Genomic DNA, 19,168 nt, shown 5'->3' with positions numbered 1-19,168 from the left:
CTGATTCCCCTTCGATTCATTCGTGCTCAAGAAACCGCCGCGCCGCCGCGGCGTCGAACGGCCAGCCCAGTTCGCGCCCCGCGCCGTCCCGCAGCACCGGAATCCGGATGCCGTACCGCTGCAACAGATCGTCATCGCCGGCGATGTCCACCGCCGTCGCCGCCACCCCCAGACTCGCCAGCACCGACTCGGCCTCCTCGCACAGATGGCAACCGTCCGTGCCGTATAAAAGCAAGCCGGACTCAGTCGGCATCGTAGCCGAGACTGGAAGCCAGCCAGCGCTCGACCTCGCGTACCGCCATCCCCTTGCGCCGGGCATAGTCCTCGGCTTGATCGCGGCCGAGCTTGCCGACGTTGAAATATTTCGCCGACGGGTGCGAGAAATACCAGCCGCTCACCGAGGAAGCCGGATACATGGCGAAGCTTTCGGTCAGCGCGATGCCGGTGTTGGCTTCGGCGTCCAGCAGGCGGAACAGCGTGGCCTTTTCGGTGTGGTCGGGGCAGGCCGGATAGCCCGGTGCCGGCCGTATGCCGCGGTATTCCTCGGCAATCAGATGTTCGTTGGCCAGCGCCTCGTCCGGCGCATAGCCCCAGAACTCCCGCCGCACCCGCCGGTGCATCAGCTCCGCGAAAGCCTCGGCCAGCCGGTCGGCGAGGGACTTCAACATGATGCCGCTGTAGTCGTCGTGGGCCTGCGCGAAGCACTCCAACTGCGCCTCGATGCCGTGCCCCGCGGTGACCGCGAAACCGCCCACGTAGTCCGCCGCCCCGCTGCCGACCGGCGCGATGAAATCCGCCAGGCAATAGTCTGGCTGGCCGCCCGGTTTCTCCTGCTGCTGGCGCAGATGGTGCAGCACCGCCAAGCGCTCGGTCCGGCTCTCGTCGGTCCACAGCACGATGTCGTCCCCTTCCGAATTAGCCGGAAAAAAACCGATCACGCCGCGGGCCGTGAGCCAGCGCTGTTCGATCAGGAGCGCCAGCATGGCGCGGGCGTCCTGCAGCAGGGTGCGGGCGTGCTCGCCCACGACTTCGTCGTCGAGGATCTTCGGATAGCTGCCGGCCAGTTCCCAGGTGTGGAAGAACGGCGACCAGTCGATGTACTCGGCGATCTCTTCCAGAGGATAGGCGTCGAATACCTCCAGCCCCAATATGCGCGGCTTCGGCGGCGCGTAATGCGCCCAGTCGGTACGGAAAGCCTTGGCACGCGCCTGCTCCAGACTCAGCAACGTGCCTTGGGCCCGCCGTCCTGCGTGATGCCGCCGCACCTCCTCGTATTCCTTGCGCACCCTGGCGGTGAATTCGTCCTTGAGATCTCCGCTCAGGAGACTGCTCGCCACACCGACGCTGCGCGAGGCATCGGTCACGTAAACGGTCGGCCCCCGGTAATTGGGCTCGATCTTGACCGCCGTGTGCGCCCGCGAAGTCGTCGCGCCGCCGATCATGAGCGGAATCTCGAAGCCGAGCCGCTCCATTTCCTTGGCGACGTGCACCATCTCGTCCAGCGATGGCGTAATCAGGCCGGACAAGCCGATGATGTCGACGTTTTCCTCGCGGGCTGTCTGCAAAATCCTGTCGCAGGCCACCATCACGCCCAGGTCGACGACCTCGAAGCCGTTGCATTGCAGCACCACGCCGACGATGTTCTTGCCGATATCGTGCACGTCGCCCTTCACCGTCGCCATCAGGATCTTGCCGTTGGAGCTGGCGACCCCGCCGCTCCGCTCCGCGTCCATGTACGGCATCAGGTAGGCCACGGCCTTCTTCATCACCCGGGCCGATTTGACCACCTGGGGCAGGAACATCTTGCCGGCGCCGAACAAATCGCCGACCACGTTCATCCCGGCCATCAGCGGCCCCTCGATGACGTGCAGCGGCCGCTCGAACTGCTGGCGGGCCTCTTCGGTATCGGCTTCGATGAATTCGTCGATGCCCTTGACCAGGGCATGTTCCAGCCGCTTGTCCACCGGCAGGGCGCGCCAGGCTTGGTCGGCCTTGCGCTCGGCCACGGCGCCCTCCTCGCCCCGGTAATGGTCGGCGATGGCAAGCAGGCGCTCGGTCCCATCCTCGCGCCGCGCCAGGATGACGTCTTCCACCGCATCGCGCAGATCCGCCGGCACCTCTTCGTAAATCGCCAGCTGGCCGGCGTTGACGATCCCCATGTCCATCCCGGCGCGGATGGCGTGATACAGGAACACCGCGTGGATCGCCTCGCGCACCGGGTTATTGCCACGGAACGAGAACGACACGTTGGAGACGCCGCCGGAGATCAGCGCATGCGGCAGCCGGGCCTTGATCTCGGCCACGGCTTCGATGAAATCCAGGCCGTAGCGGTTGTGCTCCTCGATGCCGGTCGCCACCGCGAAAATATTCGGATCGAAGATGATGTCCTCGGCCGGGAACCCGACCTGTTCAGTCAGCAGTTCGTAGGCGCGCTCGCAGATCTCGATCTTGCGCTCGCGGGTGTCGGCCTGGCCCTGCTCGTCGAAGGCCATGACGATCACCGCCGCGCCGTAGCGGCGTACCAGCCGCGCATGGTGGAGAAAGGCCTCCTCCCCCTCCTTGAGCGAGATCGAGTTGACGATGCCCTTGCCCTGGATGCACTTGAGCCCGGCTTCCAGGATGTCCCACTTGGACGAATCGATCATCACCGGTACCCGCGCGATGTCCGGCTCGGAGGCGATGAGGTTGAGGAACTGCACCATCGCGGCACGCGAATCCAGCATGCCCTCGTCCATGTTGACGTCGATGACCTGGGCGCCGCTCTCGACCTGCTGGCGGGCGACGTCCAGGGCCTCGTCGTATTTCTCGTCGCGGATCAGGCGCCGGAATGCCGCCGAGCCGGTGACGTTGGTGCGCTCGCCGACGTTGACGAACAGCGAGTCCGCGGTGATGTTGCAGGGCTCCAGCCCAGCCAGCCGGCAGGCCGGGGGAATCCCGGGGATCCGCCGCGGCGGGAAATGTTCGACCGCATCGTGGATCGCTTTGATGTGCGGCGGCGTGGTGCCGCAGCAGCCGCCGATGATGTTGAGGAAGCCCTGTTCGGCCCAGTCGGCGATCTCGCGCGCCATGGCCTCGGGCGATTCGTCGTACTCGCCGAACTCGTTGGGCAGGCCCGCGTTGGGATGGGCCGAGACATGGGTATCGGCGATGCGCGACAGCTCCTCGACGTACTGCCGCAACTGCTTGGCGCCGAGCGCGCAGTTCAGGCCGATCGAAATCGGCCGGGCATGGCGCAGCGAATTCCAGAAGGCTTCCGCGGTCTGGCCCGACAGGGTGCGGCCGGAAGCGTCGGTGATGGTCCCCGAGATCATCACCGGCAAGCTGATGCCTTGCCGCTCGAAGAACTGATCCACGGCGAAAATCGCCGCCTTGGCGTTAAGGGTGTCGAAAATGGTTTCGATCAGAACGATGTCGGCGCCGCCGTCGACCAGACCCTGCACCGCCTCGGTATAGGACGCCACCAGCTCGTCGAAACTGATGTTGCGGAAACCCGGGTCGTTCACCGAAGGCGAAATCGACGCGGTCCGGCTGGTCGGCCCCAGCACGCCGGCGACGAAGCGCGGCCTGTCCGGGGTCCGCTCGCTCATGCGGTCCGCCACTTGCCGTGCCAGCCGGGCCGAAGCCACGTTGATCTCGTAAACCAGCGCCTCCATGCCGTAGTCCGCCATGCTGATGCGGGTGGCGTTGAAGGTGTTGGTTTCCAGGATGTCGGCGCCGGCTTCGAGGTAGGCCCAATGGATGGCCTCGATCACGTCCGGACGCGTCAGCGAGAGCAGATCATTGTTGCCCTTGACATCCTGCGGCCATGCGGCGAAGCGCACGCCCCGGTAGTCGGCTTCCTCCAGCTTGTAGCGCTGGATCATGGTACCCATGGCGCCATCGAGAAACAGGATGCGCTCCTTGAGCAGGCTTCTTAGAAGCGACGAGCGCTCCGCAGCGGTAACGGCAATGGTCATGGTCCAGAGCTAAGGCGAAAAGCGCTCCATTGTATTCGCTTGGGCCCCATGGATAAACTTGGCGGGTTCCTTGCCAGATGCGAGTCAACCGGGAGACAATTGAAAGGAACTCGGGTTACGACGAGCGCTTTCCTCCGATTCCCGTCCGGACGGAAGGAGAGGCATCATCCCGCAACGGGCACTTATGAGGAGGATCGGAATGAAGCGTTTTTCCACCCTGACGGGCATTGCGCTGCTCGCGGGACTATCGGCAGGCACGGCAGTCGCGGATGTTTTCCTGAAGGATGCGAGCGAAATCGTGGGGACCTGGCAGCTCGAAACGGTGTCTTCGTCGTTGAAAGGCCCTCGCATCGAGGAGAACCGCACCTGGGACTTCCGCGCCGACGGCGTCATCGTGACCTCCGGCTACAACCGGCACCTGAAGATGAATGACGTGCACGAATGGAAGTACCAGATCGTGAACGGCAAGATCTCCGCCGACGATCCCGGCCGCCCCGGCAAGACGATCGATTACGCGGTTCAGGAAAAATCCGCCGACAGCATGATTTTGAAAGGGGGAATAGAGGGTTTCTATTTCTTCAAGAAACGCTAGGAGAAAAATAATGAAAATCAGCGACTTTTTGGAATTCAGCGAAGTAGACAAAAAGCTCTGGATCGGCATCGCCGGCGTGAGCGCTATCGTCATCATCCTGCTGTCGGTGTTCGCCACGACCTCCCCGTTCTACTGGGTCGAACGCTTCGTGATCACTATCCTGGAAATGTTCGTACCGGGCTATCTGATCACCAAGCTTTTCTTCGACAAGATGGCATTTTCGGAGCACCCGATCGCCGACAAGTTCATCGTCTCCCTGACTCTCTCCATCGCCACGGTTCAGACGCTTTATTTCCTGAGCACCTATGTGCGCACTTATGGCCTGAACGTGGACGAAGACGTGATCAGCAGCGACAAGATCGCCGTGGGCTTGGTGCTCCTGGTGATCGCTGGCGCCTTCGGAATCAAGTACTATCTGCTCCGGAAGAATTCATCCAGTCCGGCATCCTGACAGACGGCTGGAACAGGGACGTTCCGCGAACTCGACACCCAGCATGTCCGATACCCAAGACAAACCCAATCTGCTGCAAGTGGTCGCCAGCACGCTGGCCGGCGCGTTCGGCGTACAGAGCGAAAAAAACCGGCTCCGCGATTTCCAGCATGGCTCCGCCAAGGCGTACATCGTGGCTGGCATCATCGGAACGGTCCTTTTTGTCCTGACGGTGTACGGTGTGGTAAAGCTCGTTCTAAGCGGCACTGGAAAGTGACACCGGCGCCATGAGCCTCCGGTGCGATCGCGAGCGAGCCACACGCGGCGGCGGAACCTGACCCGGGAGGATACCGCGCCGCCCATGGAGAGAATGAACACCGAGCCGCCCCGCACGTCCGTCTGCGAACGTCCACTTTCCCCTCATCTCCAGGCCTATCGCCTGCCGGTCACCGCGCTGCTCTCCGTCACCCACCGGATCACCGGAATCCTGCTCAGTCTGGGACTGGTCGGGCTGGTGCTGGTGCTCATGTCGGTGGTACAGGGGCCGTCGGCCTATGCACCGGTCCACGCATTCCTGTCCGGCATCGCGGGCAGAATCCTGCTTTGGACCTGGATCGCCGCTCTGCTTTTTCATCTATGCCACGGCATTCGGCATCTCGCCTGGGATACCGGACACGGTTTCTCGCGGAACTCCCTGACCTACTACGCATTGGGCGAACTTGCGGCTACCCTGGTGATGTTACTGGCGGTCGCCGTCGCCACCATCGCCCGGAGCTGAAGCCGATGAAGAATTACCGGACCCCGCTCGCCCGGGCCCGCGGCCTCGGTTCCGCCCGCGAAGGACTGCATGACTGGTGGCGGCAGCGGGTAACGGCGGTAGCCCTGGTTCCGCTGGGACTCTGGTTCGCCTTCAGCGTGGCGCTGCTTCCTTCCGCCAGTCATGCCGAACTGGTGGCATGGCTCAACGTGCCATGGAATACCCTGCTGCTCCTGTCCTTCATACTGATCGTCTTCTACCACACCATGCTCGGCTTGCAGGTCATCATCGAGGACTACGTCCATCTCGACTGGCTCAAGCTGGTCGGCATTCTCGGCGTCAAGCTGGTGGTTTGTTTTCTTACGCTGGCAGCGGTCTACGCCACCCTCCGCATCGTATTCGCGTAGCAGAAATGAGCAAGGCCTACGAAATCATCCGACACACCTACGATGCCGTCGTGGTCGGCGCCGGCGGTGCGGGATTGCGCGCCACCCTGGGGATGGCCGAGAAGGGCCTCAAGACCGCCTGCATCACCAAGGTATTTCCCACCCGCAGCCATACCGTGGCAGCCCAGGGCGGCATCAGCGCCGCGCTCGGCAACATGGGCGAGGACGACTGGCGCTGGCACATGTACGACACAGTCAAGGGCTCGGACTGGCTGGGCGACCAAGACGCGATCGAATACATGTGCCGGGAGGCCGTGCCGGCGGTCATCGAACTGGAACACTACGGCGTTCCGTTCTCGCGCACCGAAAACGGCAAGATTTACCAACGCCCCTTTGGCGGCATGACCACGCGCTGCGGCAAAGGCGTAGCCCAGCGCACCTGCGCCGCGGCAGACCATACCGGCCATGCCATCCTGCAGACCCTGTACCAACAGTCGCTGAAACACGAAGCCGAGTTCTTTGTCGAATACTTCGCGCTCGATCTCATCATGGATGAAGGCGAATGCCGCGGTGTGCTGGCTTGGCGTTTGGACGACGGCACCTTGCATCTATTCCGGGCGCACATGACGCTGCTTGCGACCGGCGGCTACGGACGGACTTATTTCTCGTCCACTTCGGCCCATACCTGCACCGGCGATGGCAATGCGATGGCGCTGCGGGCCGGGCTTCCCTTGCAGGACATGGAATTCGTCCAGTTTCATCCCACCGGCATCTACGGCGCCGGCTGCCTTATCACCGAGGGCGTGCGGGGCGAAGGCGGTTTTCTCACCAATTCCGAAGGCGAGCGCTTCATGGAGCGCTATGCCCCGCATGCGAAGGATCTCGCCTCACGCGACGTGGTCAGCCGTGCCATGACAATCGAGATCCGTGAAGGCCGCGGCCTCGGCCCGGAAAAGGACCATCTGCATCTGCATCTGGAACATCTCGACCCGGCGGTCATCCACGAACGCCTGCCCGGCGTCGCGGAAACCGCCCGGATCTTCGGCGGCATCGACGTGGCCCGCGAACCGATCCCGGTACTGCCGACCGTGCATTACAACATGGGAGGCGTTCCCACCAACTACCGCGCCGAGGTCGTGACTCTGAAGGACGGGAATCCGGAAGCCGTAGTGCCCGGCCTGATGGCGATCGGCGAGGGCGCCTGTGTCTCCGTGCACGGCGCCAACCGGCTCGGATCGAACTCGCTCCTGGACCTGGTGGTCTTCGGGCGGGCAGCCGCGCTGCGTTGCGCCGAATTGATCCGTCCGCGCCAGACGCACAAGGCGCTGCCCGAGGGCGCCTGCGACGTCGTCCTGGCCCGCTTCGACCGACTGCGCCATGCAGACGGCAGCCGCCGCACCGCGGAAATCCGACTGGACATGCAGCGCACGATGCAGCGCCACGCCAGCGTGTTCCGGACCGGCGAGGTATTGCGGGACGGGGTGAAAGAGCTCAAGCGGATCCTGGAATCCTTCGGTGATGTGTGCATTCGGGACCGCTCATTGATCTGGAACACCGATCTGCTCGAAACCCTGGAGTTGGAAAACCTTCTCCAGCAGGCGATGGCGACCGTCGCCGCGGCGCTCAACCGGGAGGAAAGCCGCGGCAGCCATGCCCGCGAGGATTTCCCGGAGCGGGACGATGTCAACTGGCTCAAGCATTCGCTGCTTTGGCTCGATGAACGGCACGACACGACCATCGGCTACCGGCCGGTCCACCTCCATACTTTGACCTCAGACGTTGAGCCGATACCGCCCCAGAGGCGGGTGTATTGAGCTGCCATTCCCTCCGCGGAAAGACACCGCTTCCCGAATTTTCCCAACCTTGCGGGAAATCGCGCGTCAGCTCTGGTATCTTTACGCGTTAACCAAATTTCCCTGCGTCAACTCGGCATCCCGATGAACTGGCTTTGGTACATTTATGGCGCGGCGGCTCTCGTGGCAGTCGGCGGGCTGATGCGCGCCATCCCCCGCCGCAGGCTTAGGCGCGCCCGCAGCCTTCCCTGCCAAATCAAGCGGGTCCTGTTCTCCCCGGAAGAACATGCCTTGTTTGCCGTTCTGAAAAGCGCAGTCGAGGAAGAATTCGAAATCTTCGCCAAAATCCGCGCGAGCGACATCCTGTCTCCGCATCGCAGCATTGCCCGCAAGGAGGCGGCTGAACTTTATCAGTCGATGGCTGGCCGCCGCTTCACGTTCGTGCTCTGCCACAAGGCCGACCTGTCCGTCGCAGGGATCGTAGAGCTTACCGAGCACGCGGCAGGACGAAAGTCTCAGGAAGCGGACGACCCGGTCGCGCTGCTGTGCCACGCCGCCGGACTGCCGTTGATCCGCATTCCGGCCAGCCCGTATTACGACCCGGGTGAAATCGCCCGGCAGGTCAGGGACGAAATCCGCCGGGAACCCGCGATCATTCACGGCGACAGCGAGGGTGGCCGGATCGAGCCGCGGATATCGAGCCTGGAAGACCTCAAGTTCTGAACATGGCCACCCTCACCCTCTATGGCATCGCCAGCTGCGATGCCTGCCGCAAAGCGCGCCAAACCTTGGAAAGCCGGGGTCGCGCCTCGCGCTTCCACGATCTCCGTACCGACGGGCTGGACCCTCTGCTGCTCGAACGCATGGAGATCGGCTTGGGCTGGGAGAACCTGCTCAACCGCCGCAGTACCACGTGGCGCGCGCTTCCGGAAGCCGCCCGCGCGCCGCTCGACCGGACCCGCGCGATGGAACTGATGCTGGAACACCCCGCGCTGATCAAGCGCCCGGTCATCGAAGACGCGGGCAAATTTTTTCTCGGCCTTGCCGACTTCCTGTCCGACCCATGAGCGATACTCTTAGCCTCGCCATCGAACTGATCCGGCGCGAGTCCGTCACCCCCGAAGACGCCGGCTGCATGGACCTGGTGATCGAATGGCTGGCGCCGCAAGGCTTCCGTGCCGAATGGCTGAACTTCGGCGACACCAAGAACCTCTGGCTCAGGCGCGGCGATGCGGCGCCGCTCTTCGTGTTTCTGGGCCATACCGACGTAGTACCGCCGGGTCCCTTGGAAGACTGGTCGTCCCCACCCTTCGAGCCCGAAATCCGCGACGGCAGGTTGTACGGGCGTGGAGCGGCCGACATGAAGGGCAGCATCGCCGCCATGACCACGGCCTTGCAGCGCTTCGTCGCCCGGCACCCGGAGCACCGGGGTTCCATCGCCGTCCTGCTCACCAGCGACGAGGAAGGCTCGGCCCACGACGGCGTGGTCAAAGTGGTGGAGGTCCTGAAATCAAGAGGCACGGCGATCGACTGGTGCCTGGTTGGCGAACCTTCGAGCTTCGATCTGCTGGGCGACGTCATCCGGGTCGGCCGCCGCGGCTCCTTGTGTGGCGTGCTGCGGGTTCTGGGCGTGCAGGGCCATGTCGCCTATCCGCATAAGGCGGACAATCCCATCCACCGCTTCGCTCCCGCACTCCACGAACTGACGTCCGAAGTGTGGGATGAGGGGAATGAATTCTTCCCGCCCACCAGCTTCCAGGTCTCCAACATCCGCGCCGGGACCGGTGCGGACAACGTCATTCCCGGCAGGCTCGAGCTCCTGTTCAATTTCCGCTTTTCGACCGAACTCACGGTAGAGGACATACAGCGGCGGGTCAAAGCCATTCTCGACCGCCACGGCCTCCGCTACGAGTTGAGCTGGCGGTTGTCCGGCGCGCCCTTTCTGACCCGGGAAAAGGAGCTGGTGAACGCAACCCGCGACGCCATCGCGGCAGTCACCGGCCGCAGCACGCGTGCCGACACCGGCGGCGGCACATCCGACGGCCGCTTCATAGCCCCGACCGGTGCCCAAGTGGTGGAACTGGGACCGCTCAACGGCAGCATCCACAAGATCGACGAACACGTCGACCTCGAGGACATCGAAACACTGTCCGCGATTTACGAACGCATCCTCGACAATCTGCAGGCAACGGCCTGATCCCGCCGAAGCGGACCACAGCAAATACGCTTCGTTCAGTTAACAATTAATTACCGCTGCCCACCATTGTCAACACAATGGCATCTCTATAACCTAGAGCCGTGTTCCACTTTCCAGGCTCGAGGTATTTCTTATGACTGGTCTCGAACTTGTCCTGTTCACGGCGGTCTTCGGCACCTTCGCCGGCAGCGTCGGCTATTGCTGGAACCATTACCGCTCGCTCGGAAAATAGGCGCCGAGCCCGATTTCCCACACATCGACGGTCTCCTCCTCGTGTGCCATAGAGCTCACGCTTGACCTGCCACTTCGGCGGGTCTTTTTTTGTCCGCCGGATGGGCAGACGGCGATGGTATCATCCTGAGACCCTTCGAGATTTCAGGACTGTTCCATGCCCGACACTGTCTTCCCTCCCATCGTCGAGGCCCGCTGGCTGGCCGAGCACCTGCACGATCCCCGGGTCGCGGTAGTCGACGCCAGCTTCTTCATGCCGGCCCAGCAGCGCGACGCCAGGGCCGAATTCGCCGCCGCCCACATTCCGGGCGCCCGCTTCTTCGACGTCGACGCGATCGCGGACACCTGCAATCCCTTGCCCCACATGCTGCCTGCCCCTGAGTTCTTCGCCGAGCAGGTTGGCCGGCTGGGCATAGCCAACGACAGCCATGTCATCGCTTACGACGGCAACGACTTCATGGCTTCGGCCCGGGTCTGGTGGACGTTCCGGGTGTTTGGCCATGATCGGGTATCGGTGCTCGACGGCGGGTTCAGGCGGTGGCAGGCGCTGGGCCTGCCGGTATCCAGCGAAGACACGGCCGGCCCTGACCGCGCCTTCCGGCCCGGATTCCGTCCAGAACTGGTACTGAATCTCGAAACCATGCGGCGGCTGTGCGATGACCGGACCGTCCAGGTTCTGGATGCCCGCTCGCCAGGCCGATTCGCCGGCACCGAGCCGGAACCGCGGGCCGGCTTGCGCTCCGGGCATATTCCGGGCAGCCGTAATCTGTTCTTCAAACGCCTTATCGACGAAGCAACCCAAGGCCTTAAACCGGTTGCCGAACTGGAAGCGCTCTACCGCGAAGCCGGCATCGACCTTGCCCGCCCGGTGGCTGCCACCTGCGGAACGGGGGTCACGGCCTCGATCCTGGCGCTGGGCCTCTACCTGTTGGGACGTCCCGACGCCGCGGTCTACGACGGCTCCTGGACCGAATGGGGCGGGCGGACCGACACCCCGGTCGAAACCGGCTGAACGGCCTTCCCGCGCATGACCGCTACCTCGGAGGACGCCCCGGTCATCGGCAGCATCGCCGAGGTGCACGGCCCGGTGGTGGTGATCGCTTGCCAGACGCTGCCGCCGCTTCGGCAGGCGTTGTATAGCCGGATCGACCATGAAACCTATCTGTTCGAAGTCCACCAGCACGTGGACGAAGGCCATGTCCGCGCCGTCACTCTCCACCGCACTGCGGGTCTGCAGCGCGGCATGGCGGTCCGCGATCTCGGGGCGCCGCTGCAGGTCCCGGTTTCCGGCGGCTGCCTGGGCCGGCTGGTGAATCTTTTCGGCGAACCGCTGGACGGCGGCCCGCCCCTGCCGGACTCCGAATACCGTAACGCCCATCGCCCGCCTCCCCCGTTGGCCGAGTCGCTGGCGAACAGCGATACGCTGGAGACCGGAATCAAGGTCATCGACCTGCTGTGCCCCTTCGCCCGCGGCGGCAAGACCGGCCTGTTCGGCGGTGCCGGTGTGGGCAAAACGGTACTCATCATGGAATTCATGCACGCCGTCATCGCCCTGCACCGGGGCGTGTCGGTCTTCGCCGGCGTGGGCGAACGTATCCGCGAAGGCCACGAGCTCTGGCATGACCTGGCCGAAGCCGGCGTCCTGGACAAATCGCTGCTGGTGTACGGCCAAATGGACGAGTCGCCCGGCGTGCGATTCCGGGTCGGGCTGACCGCCCTGACCTACGCCGAATACCTCCGTGATACGCTGCATACCGAGGTGCTGCTCCTCATCGACAACGTGTTCCGCTTCGTCCAGGCCGGCAGCGAGATTTCCAGCCTGCTGGGCCGGATGCCCGCGACCGTGGGTTACCAGCCGACCCTGGCCACCGAGGTGGCGGAAATCGAGGAACGCATCACCTCGACCGCTGCCGGTGCGATCACCTCGGTACAGGCCGTGTACGTGCCCGCCGATGACATGACCGACCCCGCCGTGGCCGCCATCCTCAGCCACCTCGACACCACCGTGGTGCTGTCGCGCGCCCAGGCGGGCAAGGGCATCTATCCGGCGATCGACCCGCTGGCCTCAAGCAGCAGGCTGATGGACCGGCACGTGATCGGAGACGACCATTACACGATCGCCCAGGGAGTGCGGGAACATCTGGCCCGCTACCGGGAGCTGGAAGACATCATCGCCATGCTGGGGCTGGAGGAACTGTCGCCGGCGGACCGGCTCGTCGTGCTACGGGCGCGCAAACTCCAGCGCTATCTGACCCAGCCTTTCTTCGTCACAGCCCAGCACACCGGTCTCGCCGGCGTCAGCGTGCCGCTGGAAGCCACACTCAGGGATTGCGACGGCTTTCTGGCCGGGCACTACGACGATTTGGCGGAAGAGGAATGCTACATGCGCGGAATGCTGGAGCGCGGCGCATGAGGACCTTCGCGCTCTGTCTCCGGGACACCCACCGCTGCGAAGAGCTGAAGGGTATCGAAACCTTCGTCGGCGTCGACGACACGGGCAGCTTCGCCATCCGAGCCGGACACGCGCCCCTGATCGCGGCCTTAGGGTTCGGCCTCGCCCGGTTCAAGCCGGAGGACGCCGCCTGGCGCTACTTGGCCCTGCCCGGCGCCGTGCTGAACTTCGCCGACAACCGGCTCGAACTCCTGACCCGGCGGTTCTATCTCTACGACGACTACCGGATCGCCGCCACGGCTTTGCGGGAAGAACTGGAAACCGAAGAACGGACGCTGGCGGAAACCCGAGCCAGCATCAGGGCACTGGAGCAGCACATGTTGAAACGACTTTGGCAGCTGCGGCGCGAGGGGATCAAGCTTTAGATCACCACGGACCTCCCCAGTAGCCGCCGTTCAGCGACCCGGCGCCCATATATCCGCCGCCGACGCCGTATCCGTAAGGTCCGGCATAAGGCATGCCGTAGTAATAGTATGGGTTGCCGCCATAGAAGCCTCCCCCGCCCAGAGGGTTGCCCGCTGCGCCGGCATAATAGCCCATGGGTTCGCCGTCCTGGGTCAGATAGGCATCGGGTCCTGGTCCGCAGCCGGCCAATGCGCAGGCGGCCAGAGGAGCAAGAAAACGCAGCATCGAAGCTCCGGGCTCAGCGATGGTGGTCATCGACGACGCCTACGTAAGGATCCCCCCAATAGCCGCCCATGCCGTATGGCATCCCATAGTAATAATAAGGATCGCCGTAGAGGCCCCCATAGCCGCCGTAATAGCCCATGCCGGCGTAGGGATTGCCTGCACCCACGGAGTAATAGCCGAAAGGCTCATCCTGGTTCAAATATCCCTGATAGCCGGGATCGCCGCAGCCGCCCCCGAGGACCGCCAGGCATCCTGCCGTGGCTCTGCTCAAAACCTTTTGCCGGAATTTCAAGACGGTCTCCCGCTGCCGATGAAGGAGCGCAGAGAATAGCCGGTTTCACGTGTGCAAGCACGCGAGTTCTCGGCCCGCACCTGATTCCCGGCTCAATCGCCCGGCTTGCGGAACGCGAGGATACGATAGCGCAAGAGCCCCAGTCGGCTGGCCAGCTCGGCGAACAGCGTTTCAGCCATAGCGGATGACCGAAGCTCTCGCAGCCGCGGCCTCAAGCGACGCAGGAACGGATAGGTGGGCAGCGTGTGGCGGGTGATGTCGCGATCGAGCAACTGCACAAAGCCGGTTTCGGCGGCGAGCTTCGCATAACGGCCCGCCGTGTAGCGCATGTCGACCTTGCCGTAGAACCCGCGGGAACCCGGCCAGAAGCCTGCGGCCACGATGGCCGGCAACAGCGCTCGGCGCGGCACGAAATCGGACAATGCCAGCCGGCCGCCGGGCTTCAACACCCGCGAGGCTTCGGAAAAAAAGCGTCGACGGTCGGGGAAATGGAAGATGCACTCAACTGCGAGAACGACGTCGCAGGACGCATCGGCGAAAGGCAGTGCGCAGGCGTCGGCCCGAATCCACGCCAGGGTATTTCCTGCGTTGGCGGCACGCCTCCGGGCGGCACGGAGCAACTGACGGTGGTCAATGTTGACGCCGGCGAGGGCAACCCCACTGAAATGCGCGTCGATGCTGGCCAGCGTCCCGCCGAAGCCGCAGCCGACATCCACCACTCGTTCACCGTCATGGACGCCGGCCATTTGCCAGACCTCTCGGGACAAACGCTCGGCCGCCGCCGCGAACTCGGTCGGCCCAGGTGCACGCTCCGGTTCTTCGTCCCAATAGCCCCAATGGACATGACAGCCAAAAGCCTCGGAGACGGCCGCATCTCCCGCCTCGAAGCTCTCCAGCAATGCATCGAAATAGGGAAGTTGCGGATCGTGGGAATGCCGGGCCACGAATACTCCTGTCTATCGGACATGCGGCCCTGCACCAGCCTTCCCTTACCGAGTATCAGATCAACGCAGTCAAAACAATCAGTGAAACGAAGCCGACCAAGAGGAAGGTAAGGGTACGTTCGTGATGCCCCGTGTCCTGGTCCGCGGAGAAATTTTCTAGCTCATCGAGCGCCTTGTCCAGAAACTTCATGATTTTTGTATTCCGAATGCCGCACCGGGAATAAACCGTGCTCTGTCAACGGTACATGCACGAAGCGGGCCATTATTCTCATTCCTGATTATCAATTACTTATAGCGCGGACGCCTGCCGAAGACCGGATCAACGGTGGATAGAAACCAGGGCAGCTCTGCCTGTGGGTGTGGGCTCGATGACACCGCGCGCGCGCTGAGCCACGCGTACCCGAAATGCCAAACGCGCCATCACCAAAACCTGTGGCTATTACTAAGCGTAAAAAAATGAATGTCGCATCGCACGTCATTCCGGCATGGATTCACGGCAGGACAGCCGATTTGCACGCGTAGCGCCCGAAGGGGGCATAGGGATGTGCCGCATAAAATCCGCTCCCGGCGGATTTGTGGCGGAATCCAGAAGCCGGGGATGGCAAGGCCGATACGTCCATGTAACCGGGACCTCGGCACTCCCTGCCGAGGTGACGAATGACTTTTCTTCCTTAACGCTTAGTAATCCGGCCCGAATTGATCGTACAGGCCACCGCGCGCCGGCTGCGGCTGCCGCACGGATCCTTGGCCCCGTCGGGTCCGCAGAAGATAAGGTGTCTTCGAGTCCGGCGTGAAGCGCATCAAGCGTTCGCTCCCTTCGAAAGAGGAAAGCTGATATGACGAGGTCGTCGAGCATGCCGAAAAAGCTGGCACGATCCTCACCAGCCATCCGGACTCCAACGAGCAGGGCGATGCCTTCCCCACCAACAAGATACTCGGCGCTGCGTCTTGGATCGCATTAGCTACGCCGCCTAACAGGTTGCGTGGACGGGGAGAGCCATCGAAGCCCCCGAATTCACCGCTGGAGGGAAACCGTCCGCGCGGCCTAGCTGGAACGGCAGGCGAGCTACATCGAAGTTGGTCAAATCAGGCGTGTCGACCAACAACGTTGGCGCACCTTCTGAAATGCCAGCGCCAGCCGGAACGGCGCCGTTCAAGCTAGCGAGGAACGATCAGAAACCAAGGTCAAGGCTGGGAAAGCGTCCTCTAGGATAATCCGAACCTTCGACAAACCGCCGCGAAAGCCGTCCGCAAAGCCCATCGTCCAGTGGTACGAATTGCCGTCTACGAAAAGGGAATCACGATAAACGAACTCCCAAGAATTTACGAACGGCCGGACAACGAAGTCCTCCATGAAGAGTTCTGGCCGGAGTGTTCGGTCGGCCTGCCATCCTAATCGCTATAATGCCGGAATACGGATCCGCAATCCAACCGGGCGTCCGTTGAGATAGCGAAGGATCGTTCTGATATAATCTGCTGTCAGGGAGAGACCGGGTCGCACCAACCGGTATCAGCAATTCTCAGTAACTTGGCTTGGCCTTTATAAGTACTTATCGATATTAATTCAAGCATGTTCGAATATATATTAACCTACCACCGCGGTATCTTTGCGACGCTATTTCTCTTGCCCATCTCCGTTATCTACGCTGTATATGTGAATCTTAGAAATAGCTTCATGTTTCTCTGGCGGAGCGCGCCTGCTAGGCATGAAGAGAAAGTCAAGGCGGTGACTCAGCAGATCGATCTGTGGAGAGAACAAGGCTGCAAGGAAAAATTGTGTACTGGGCGCTCCGGTTGGAAAAGCATGAGCGAACTCGTGCCAAGATATAAATATTCTCACAGGAAAATATATATTGACTTGTACGATATTTTGGAAATCGATGCGACTCGAGGTGTCGTAAGGGTTGAGCCGCTGGTCACAATGGGACAGATATCCTCCAGCTTGAAGGCCAAAGGATGGATGCTACCCGTGGTTCCCGAACTGAACGATTTGACGGTGGGTGGCTTGATCATGGGTTTCGGCGTTGAAACCAGCAGCCATAAATACGGACTGTTTCAACATATATGCGAATCGTTCGAAATCGTAACCGCGGAAGGAAAGCTGGTTCGTTGCAGTCGTTCTGAAAATCCGGAGCTGTTTTATCAGATTCCGTGGAGTCATGGCACGCTCGGTTTTCTCGTAGCTGCGGAACTGAAAATAATCCCCTCGAAACGGTATGTGCGATTGCATTATCAGCCCGTATATTCCCTGAACGAAATGACAAGGCTATTCGAATTCGAGTCAAGGAACGCCGAGAATGATTTCGTGGAAGGGATCGTCTACAGCAAAGACAAGGCTGTCATCATGTGCGGCAAATTGGCCGACATGGCGGAGCGCGACGGTCCTGTCAACCCCATAACCCGCTGGTATAAGCCCTGGTTCTTCAAGCATGTGGAGAGCCATCTCCAAGTGAATTTGAGCGCTGTCGAATATATTCCCGTAGAGGATTATTTTCACAGACATACGCGGAGCTATTTCTGGATGATGGAAGACGTCATTCCCTTCGGCAACCATCCGTTGTTTCGGGCACTATTGGGTTGGGCGTTGCCGCCAAGAATTGAGTTGCTGAAATATACAGAAACCGAGACCACGAGGGAGCTGAGGGAGCGCCACCAGATGATTCAGGATATGCTGATCCCCGTTCGATATCTGAAAGAATCCATCGAATATTTTGACGAGCAGACGGGTCTCTATCCTCTCTGGCTGTCTCCCATGTCAATATGGCGCAACGGCCACGATAACGGGTTCATCCATCCGTTCCGCGACGAGAACGGTGTCGAGGACGATTTGTTCGTGGATATCGGCGCTTACGGCGCCCTTAAAAAGAAAGACGTAGATGCCAGGGATGTTCTCATTCTTCTTGAACGGTTCGTGCTGCGGCATGGGGGTTACCAGGCGCTGTATGCAAAAACGGCTCTGAGCCGTACCGACTTCAGGCAGATGTTCGATCATAGCGGCTACGATCGTCTGCGTGAAAAATTGCCGCTATGCAAGCTGGCATTCGACGAGGTATATGACAAGATATCGGCAGCAGGTCGGGCGTCGCCGGTTGAAATTCGCCAAATGAAGAAGAACCAGTAAGCATCGTTTGGTCTTGGAGTTGAGGCTTGCCACAGATGGGTGTTTGAGGCAGAATCAGGTATCCATAAGATATGGACTAAGCAGTTTTGTCAAAAATATTCATGAGCTTATGACAAATCGATTTTCCCTGCCTGCTCCCATTGGCGCCGGGCTCAGGTGGCGGTCTGTGTTGCTGCGAAGAGCGACGCGACTGATCGGTACGTTGACTTTTCCGCCGCTCCTGGCGGCCTGCGCTCACTCGCTGCCGCCAGCCGGCCAGCATTCGATGTCACATCGCGATGCCGAATCCCCCTCCCGGAAGCCGGACCCGGATAACCCGTCCTACGTTCGGCTTCCCTCGGATCTGGCGCTTCTGCAGAACCGGCTCGCCAGCCGCCTCTGGGAAGGCGATCTGCCTATGGAGGAGGAATCCGAAGCCGCAAGTGCGCAGGGAGGCAAGCGACGAAAAGCAAGGGTGACGCCCGGTCTGCGCCTGGCCAGGGCGATGTCCGGCCAACCGGGGAAAGACGGCCTGTGGCAGCATATCAGGCAGAAGCTGGTTCTGGGGGACATCCGGCATCAAGCGGTGGACGCAGAAATCGAATCCATCACGCACAACCCGGCTCATCTCGATGCCCTGGCAAGGCGGGGCGAACCCTTCTTGCATTATCTGGCGAGCGAAATCGAGCGCAAAGGGTTGCCCATGGACGTGCTTGTGGTCCCGATGGTCGAAAGCGCGTTCGATCCTCAGGCGCTCTCAGGCCGCGATGCCGCCGGCCTGTGGCAGATCGTGCGGAGCACGGGCGAAGAACACGGACTCACCGTGGGCGAGAACTACGATGGCCGTTACGACATACATGCCTCGACGTCCGCCGCCCTGTCTTATCTGAAACACCTCAGTACCGTCTTCAAAGGCGACTGGCTGCTGGCGCTGGCGGCCTATAACGCCGGGGAGGGCGCGGTGCAGCGGGCGGTCTCGGCAAGCCTCAAAGCCGGCCGCGGCGGCAGTTTCTGGACGCTCGATCTGCCGGCCGAAACCCGTGCCTACGTGCCTCGGATACTGGCGTTGTCCAGCATTATCGCCAATCCGGAAGGCTACGGGTTGAAACTCAGGAAAATCCAGGACAAGCCTTACTTGGCGAGAGTAGAGATCGATTCGAAGGTGCGCGTGTCTGAAGTCGTCGCCGGATCACGACTCCCCGAGCAGGAGTTTTTCAAGATGAACCCTGCCCTCAAGCCCGGCGTGCAACCGCCCAAACGCAGCTACGACGTTTTGCTGCCGGTCGAGAGCGCCGCGGTTCTGGCATCAAGCCTCGAAGGCGCGAAACCGGCAACGCCCCGGAAAAGCAGCGGGAGGCGGAGCGCTACGCTATCGGCTCTCCCTCGGACTTCCAAGCAGGGTTAGCGG

Annotated in this window: 20 protein-coding genes; 14 read left to right on the top strand and 6 right to left on the bottom strand. The window is 61.9% G+C overall.

Translation table 11 applies throughout. The features are described 5' to 3' along the window. Nucleotides 1-16: 16 nt before the first annotated feature. Together OOT43_RS01210 and metH are read right to left on the bottom strand one after the other, a co-directional pair. A complete protein-coding gene (locus OOT43_RS01210; protein WP_266022827.1) occupies nt 17-253 on the bottom strand; it encodes a glutaredoxin family protein in 237 nt (78 codons plus the stop codon). Next, nucleotides 243-3,956, bottom strand: a complete 3,714-nt coding sequence (metH, locus tag OOT43_RS01205) for a methionine synthase (protein WP_266022826.1) — start codon at nt 3,954-3,956, stop codon at nt 243-245. The genes OOT43_RS01210 and metH overlap by 11 nt, the downstream gene beginning before the upstream one ends. A 199-nt stretch (nt 3,957-4,155) precedes the next feature. On the opposite strand from metH, the gene OOT43_RS01200 reads away from it, so the two are divergent. The 12 genes from OOT43_RS01200 to OOT43_RS01145 all read left to right on the top strand — a co-directional run bounded on the left by OOT43_RS01200 (nt 4,156) and on the right by OOT43_RS01145 (nt 13,159). After that, nucleotides 4,156-4,548: a hypothetical protein gene (locus OOT43_RS01200; protein ID WP_266022825.1), complete on the top strand. Its 393-nt coding sequence runs from the start codon at nt 4,156-4,158 to the stop codon at nt 4,546-4,548. Between the two features lie 10 nt (nt 4,549-4,558). After that, nucleotides 4,559-4,999 carry a hypothetical protein gene (locus OOT43_RS01195; RefSeq protein ID WP_266022824.1) on the top strand — a complete coding sequence of 147 codons (441 nt, stop codon included), beginning with the start codon at nt 4,559-4,561 and terminating at the stop codon, nt 4,997-4,999. A gap of 43 nt (nt 5,000-5,042) precedes the next feature. After that, nucleotides 5,043-5,255 carry a DUF2970 domain-containing protein gene (locus OOT43_RS01190; protein ID WP_266022823.1) on the top strand — a complete coding sequence of 71 codons (213 nt, stop codon included), beginning with the start codon at nt 5,043-5,045 and terminating at the stop codon, nt 5,253-5,255. Between the two features lie 84 nt (nt 5,256-5,339). Further along, entirely contained in the window at nt 5,340-5,756 is a 417-nt protein-coding gene (gene sdhC, locus OOT43_RS01185; protein ID WP_266022822.1) for a succinate dehydrogenase, cytochrome b556 subunit, read from the top strand. A 5-nt stretch (nt 5,757-5,761) separates the two neighbouring features. Then, nucleotides 5,762-6,142, top strand: a complete 381-nt coding sequence (gene sdhD, locus OOT43_RS01180) for a succinate dehydrogenase, hydrophobic membrane anchor protein (protein ID WP_266022821.1) — start codon at nt 5,762-5,764, stop codon at nt 6,140-6,142. Nucleotides 6,143-6,147: 5 nt separating this feature from the next. Beyond that, nucleotides 6,148-7,935 (top strand): succinate dehydrogenase flavoprotein subunit, encoded by a 1,788-nt coding sequence (sdhA, locus tag OOT43_RS01175; RefSeq protein ID WP_266022820.1) that lies wholly within the window; start codon nt 6,148-6,150, stop codon nt 7,933-7,935. Nucleotides 7,936-8,058: 123 nt separating this feature from the next. After that, nucleotides 8,059-8,637, top strand: coding sequence for a DUF2726 domain-containing protein (locus OOT43_RS01170; RefSeq protein ID WP_266022819.1), 579 nt, complete (start codon nt 8,059-8,061; stop codon nt 8,635-8,637). 2 nt (nt 8,638-8,639) lie between these two features. Then, on the top strand, nt 8,640-8,981 hold the full coding sequence (locus OOT43_RS01165; RefSeq protein ID WP_266022818.1) for an arsenate reductase: 342 nt from the start codon (nt 8,640-8,642) through the stop codon (nt 8,979-8,981). Further along, a complete protein-coding gene (dapE, locus tag OOT43_RS01160; protein WP_266022817.1) occupies nt 8,978-10,111 on the top strand; it encodes a succinyl-diaminopimelate desuccinylase in 1,134 nt (377 codons plus the stop codon). Before OOT43_RS01165 ends, dapE begins: the two co-directional genes overlap by 4 nt. Nucleotides 10,112-10,499: 388 nt before the next feature. Then, the gene (gene sseA / locus OOT43_RS01155) at nt 10,500-11,354 is read left to right on the top strand and encodes a 3-mercaptopyruvate sulfurtransferase (protein WP_266022816.1); all 855 of its coding nucleotides are present in this window, start codon (nt 10,500-10,502) and stop codon (nt 11,352-11,354) included. Between the two features lie 15 nt (nt 11,355-11,369). Beyond that, nucleotides 11,370-12,755 carry a F0F1 ATP synthase subunit beta gene (atpD, locus tag OOT43_RS01150; RefSeq protein WP_266022815.1) on the top strand — a complete coding sequence of 462 codons (1,386 nt, stop codon included), beginning with the start codon at nt 11,370-11,372 and terminating at the stop codon, nt 12,753-12,755. After that, complete coding sequence (locus OOT43_RS01145) at nt 12,752-13,159, top strand: F0F1 ATP synthase subunit epsilon (RefSeq protein ID WP_266022814.1); 408 nt, start codon at nt 12,752-12,754, stop codon at nt 13,157-13,159. Before atpD ends, OOT43_RS01145 begins: the two co-directional genes overlap by 4 nt. Before the next feature lies 1 nt (nt 13,160). On the opposite strand, the gene OOT43_RS01140 is transcribed toward OOT43_RS01145, so the two are convergent. From OOT43_RS01140 to OOT43_RS01125, 4 genes are all read right to left on the bottom strand, one after another. Then, nucleotides 13,161-13,454 (bottom strand): hypothetical protein, encoded by a 294-nt coding sequence (locus OOT43_RS01140; protein ID WP_266022813.1) that lies wholly within the window; start codon nt 13,452-13,454, stop codon nt 13,161-13,163. Further along, entirely contained in the window at nt 13,438-13,716 is a 279-nt protein-coding gene (locus OOT43_RS01135; RefSeq protein WP_266022812.1) for a hypothetical protein, read from the bottom strand. Before OOT43_RS01135 ends, OOT43_RS01140 begins: the two co-directional genes overlap by 17 nt. A 92-nt stretch (nt 13,717-13,808) precedes the next feature. After that, nucleotides 13,809-14,660 (bottom strand): class I SAM-dependent methyltransferase, encoded by an 852-nt coding sequence (locus OOT43_RS01130; RefSeq protein ID WP_266022811.1) that lies wholly within the window; start codon nt 14,658-14,660, stop codon nt 13,809-13,811. Nucleotides 14,661-14,715: 55 nt separating this feature from the next. Further along, complete coding sequence (locus tag OOT43_RS01125) at nt 14,716-14,850, bottom strand: hypothetical protein (protein WP_266022810.1); 135 nt, start codon at nt 14,848-14,850, stop codon at nt 14,716-14,718. A gap of 1,380 nt (nt 14,851-16,230) precedes the next feature. Here OOT43_RS01125 and OOT43_RS01120 point away from each other — a divergent pair. Then, on the top strand, nt 16,231-17,781 hold the full coding sequence (locus tag OOT43_RS01120) for an FAD-binding oxidoreductase (protein ID WP_266022809.1): 1,551 nt from the start codon (nt 16,231-16,233) through the stop codon (nt 17,779-17,781). Between the two features lie 166 nt (nt 17,782-17,947). Further along, nucleotides 17,948-19,165, top strand: coding sequence for a transglycosylase SLT domain-containing protein (locus tag OOT43_RS01115; protein ID WP_266022808.1), 1,218 nt, complete (start codon nt 17,948-17,950; stop codon nt 19,163-19,165). Nucleotides 19,166-19,168: the final 3 nt, after the last annotated feature.

The sequence above is a fragment of the Methylococcus mesophilus genome (genome assembly GCF_026247885.1).
GTDB lineage: Bacteria > Pseudomonadota > Gammaproteobacteria > Methylococcales > Methylococcaceae > Methylococcus > Methylococcus mesophilus.
Note: the sequence above shows the minus strand (reverse complement) of the source record. Positions and strands in the feature narration are given on the sequence as shown.

Bases quoted from the DNA above. Each gene is read 5' to 3' on its own strand.
- OOT43_RS01165 (WP_266022818.1), top strand. From the start codon at position 8,640: ATGGCCACCCTCACCCTCTATGGCATCGCCAGCTGCGATGCCTGCCGC.
- OOT43_RS01210 (WP_266022827.1), bottom strand. From the start codon at position 253: ATGCCGACTGAGTCCGGCTTGCTTTTATACGGCACGGACGGTTGCCAT.
- OOT43_RS01170 (WP_266022819.1), top strand. From the start codon at position 8,059: ATGAACTGGCTTTGGTACATTTATGGCGCGGCGGCTCTCGTGGCAGTC.
- sdhD (WP_266022821.1), top strand. From the start codon at position 5,762: ATGAAGAATTACCGGACCCCGCTCGCCCGGGCCCGCGGCCTCGGTTCC.
- atpD (WP_266022815.1), top strand. From the start codon at position 11,370: ATGACCGCTACCTCGGAGGACGCCCCGGTCATCGGCAGCATCGCCGAG.
- OOT43_RS01140 (WP_266022813.1), bottom strand. From the start codon at position 13,454: ATGACCACCATCGCTGAGCCCGGAGCTTCGATGCTGCGTTTTCTTGCT.
- OOT43_RS01125 (WP_266022810.1), bottom strand. From the start codon at position 14,850: ATGAAGTTTCTGGACAAGGCGCTCGATGAGCTAGAAAATTTCTCCGCG.
- OOT43_RS01145 (WP_266022814.1), top strand. From the start codon at position 12,752: ATGAGGACCTTCGCGCTCTGTCTCCGGGACACCCACCGCTGCGAAGAG.
- dapE (WP_266022817.1), top strand. From the start codon at position 8,978: ATGAGCGATACTCTTAGCCTCGCCATCGAACTGATCCGGCGCGAGTCC.
- sdhA (WP_266022820.1), top strand. From the start codon at position 6,148: ATGAGCAAGGCCTACGAAATCATCCGACACACCTACGATGCCGTCGTG.
- sseA (WP_266022816.1), top strand. From the start codon at position 10,500: ATGCCCGACACTGTCTTCCCTCCCATCGTCGAGGCCCGCTGGCTGGCC.
- OOT43_RS01200 (WP_266022825.1), top strand. From the start codon at position 4,156: ATGAAGCGTTTTTCCACCCTGACGGGCATTGCGCTGCTCGCGGGACTA.
- OOT43_RS01195 (WP_266022824.1), top strand. From the start codon at position 4,559: ATGAAAATCAGCGACTTTTTGGAATTCAGCGAAGTAGACAAAAAGCTC.
- sdhC (WP_266022822.1), top strand. From the start codon at position 5,340: ATGGAGAGAATGAACACCGAGCCGCCCCGCACGTCCGTCTGCGAACGT.
- OOT43_RS01120 (WP_266022809.1), top strand. From the start codon at position 16,231: ATGTTCGAATATATATTAACCTACCACCGCGGTATCTTTGCGACGCTA.
- OOT43_RS01190 (WP_266022823.1), top strand. From the start codon at position 5,043: ATGTCCGATACCCAAGACAAACCCAATCTGCTGCAAGTGGTCGCCAGC.
- metH (WP_266022826.1), bottom strand. From the start codon at position 3,956: ATGACCATTGCCGTTACCGCTGCGGAGCGCTCGTCGCTTCTAAGAAGC.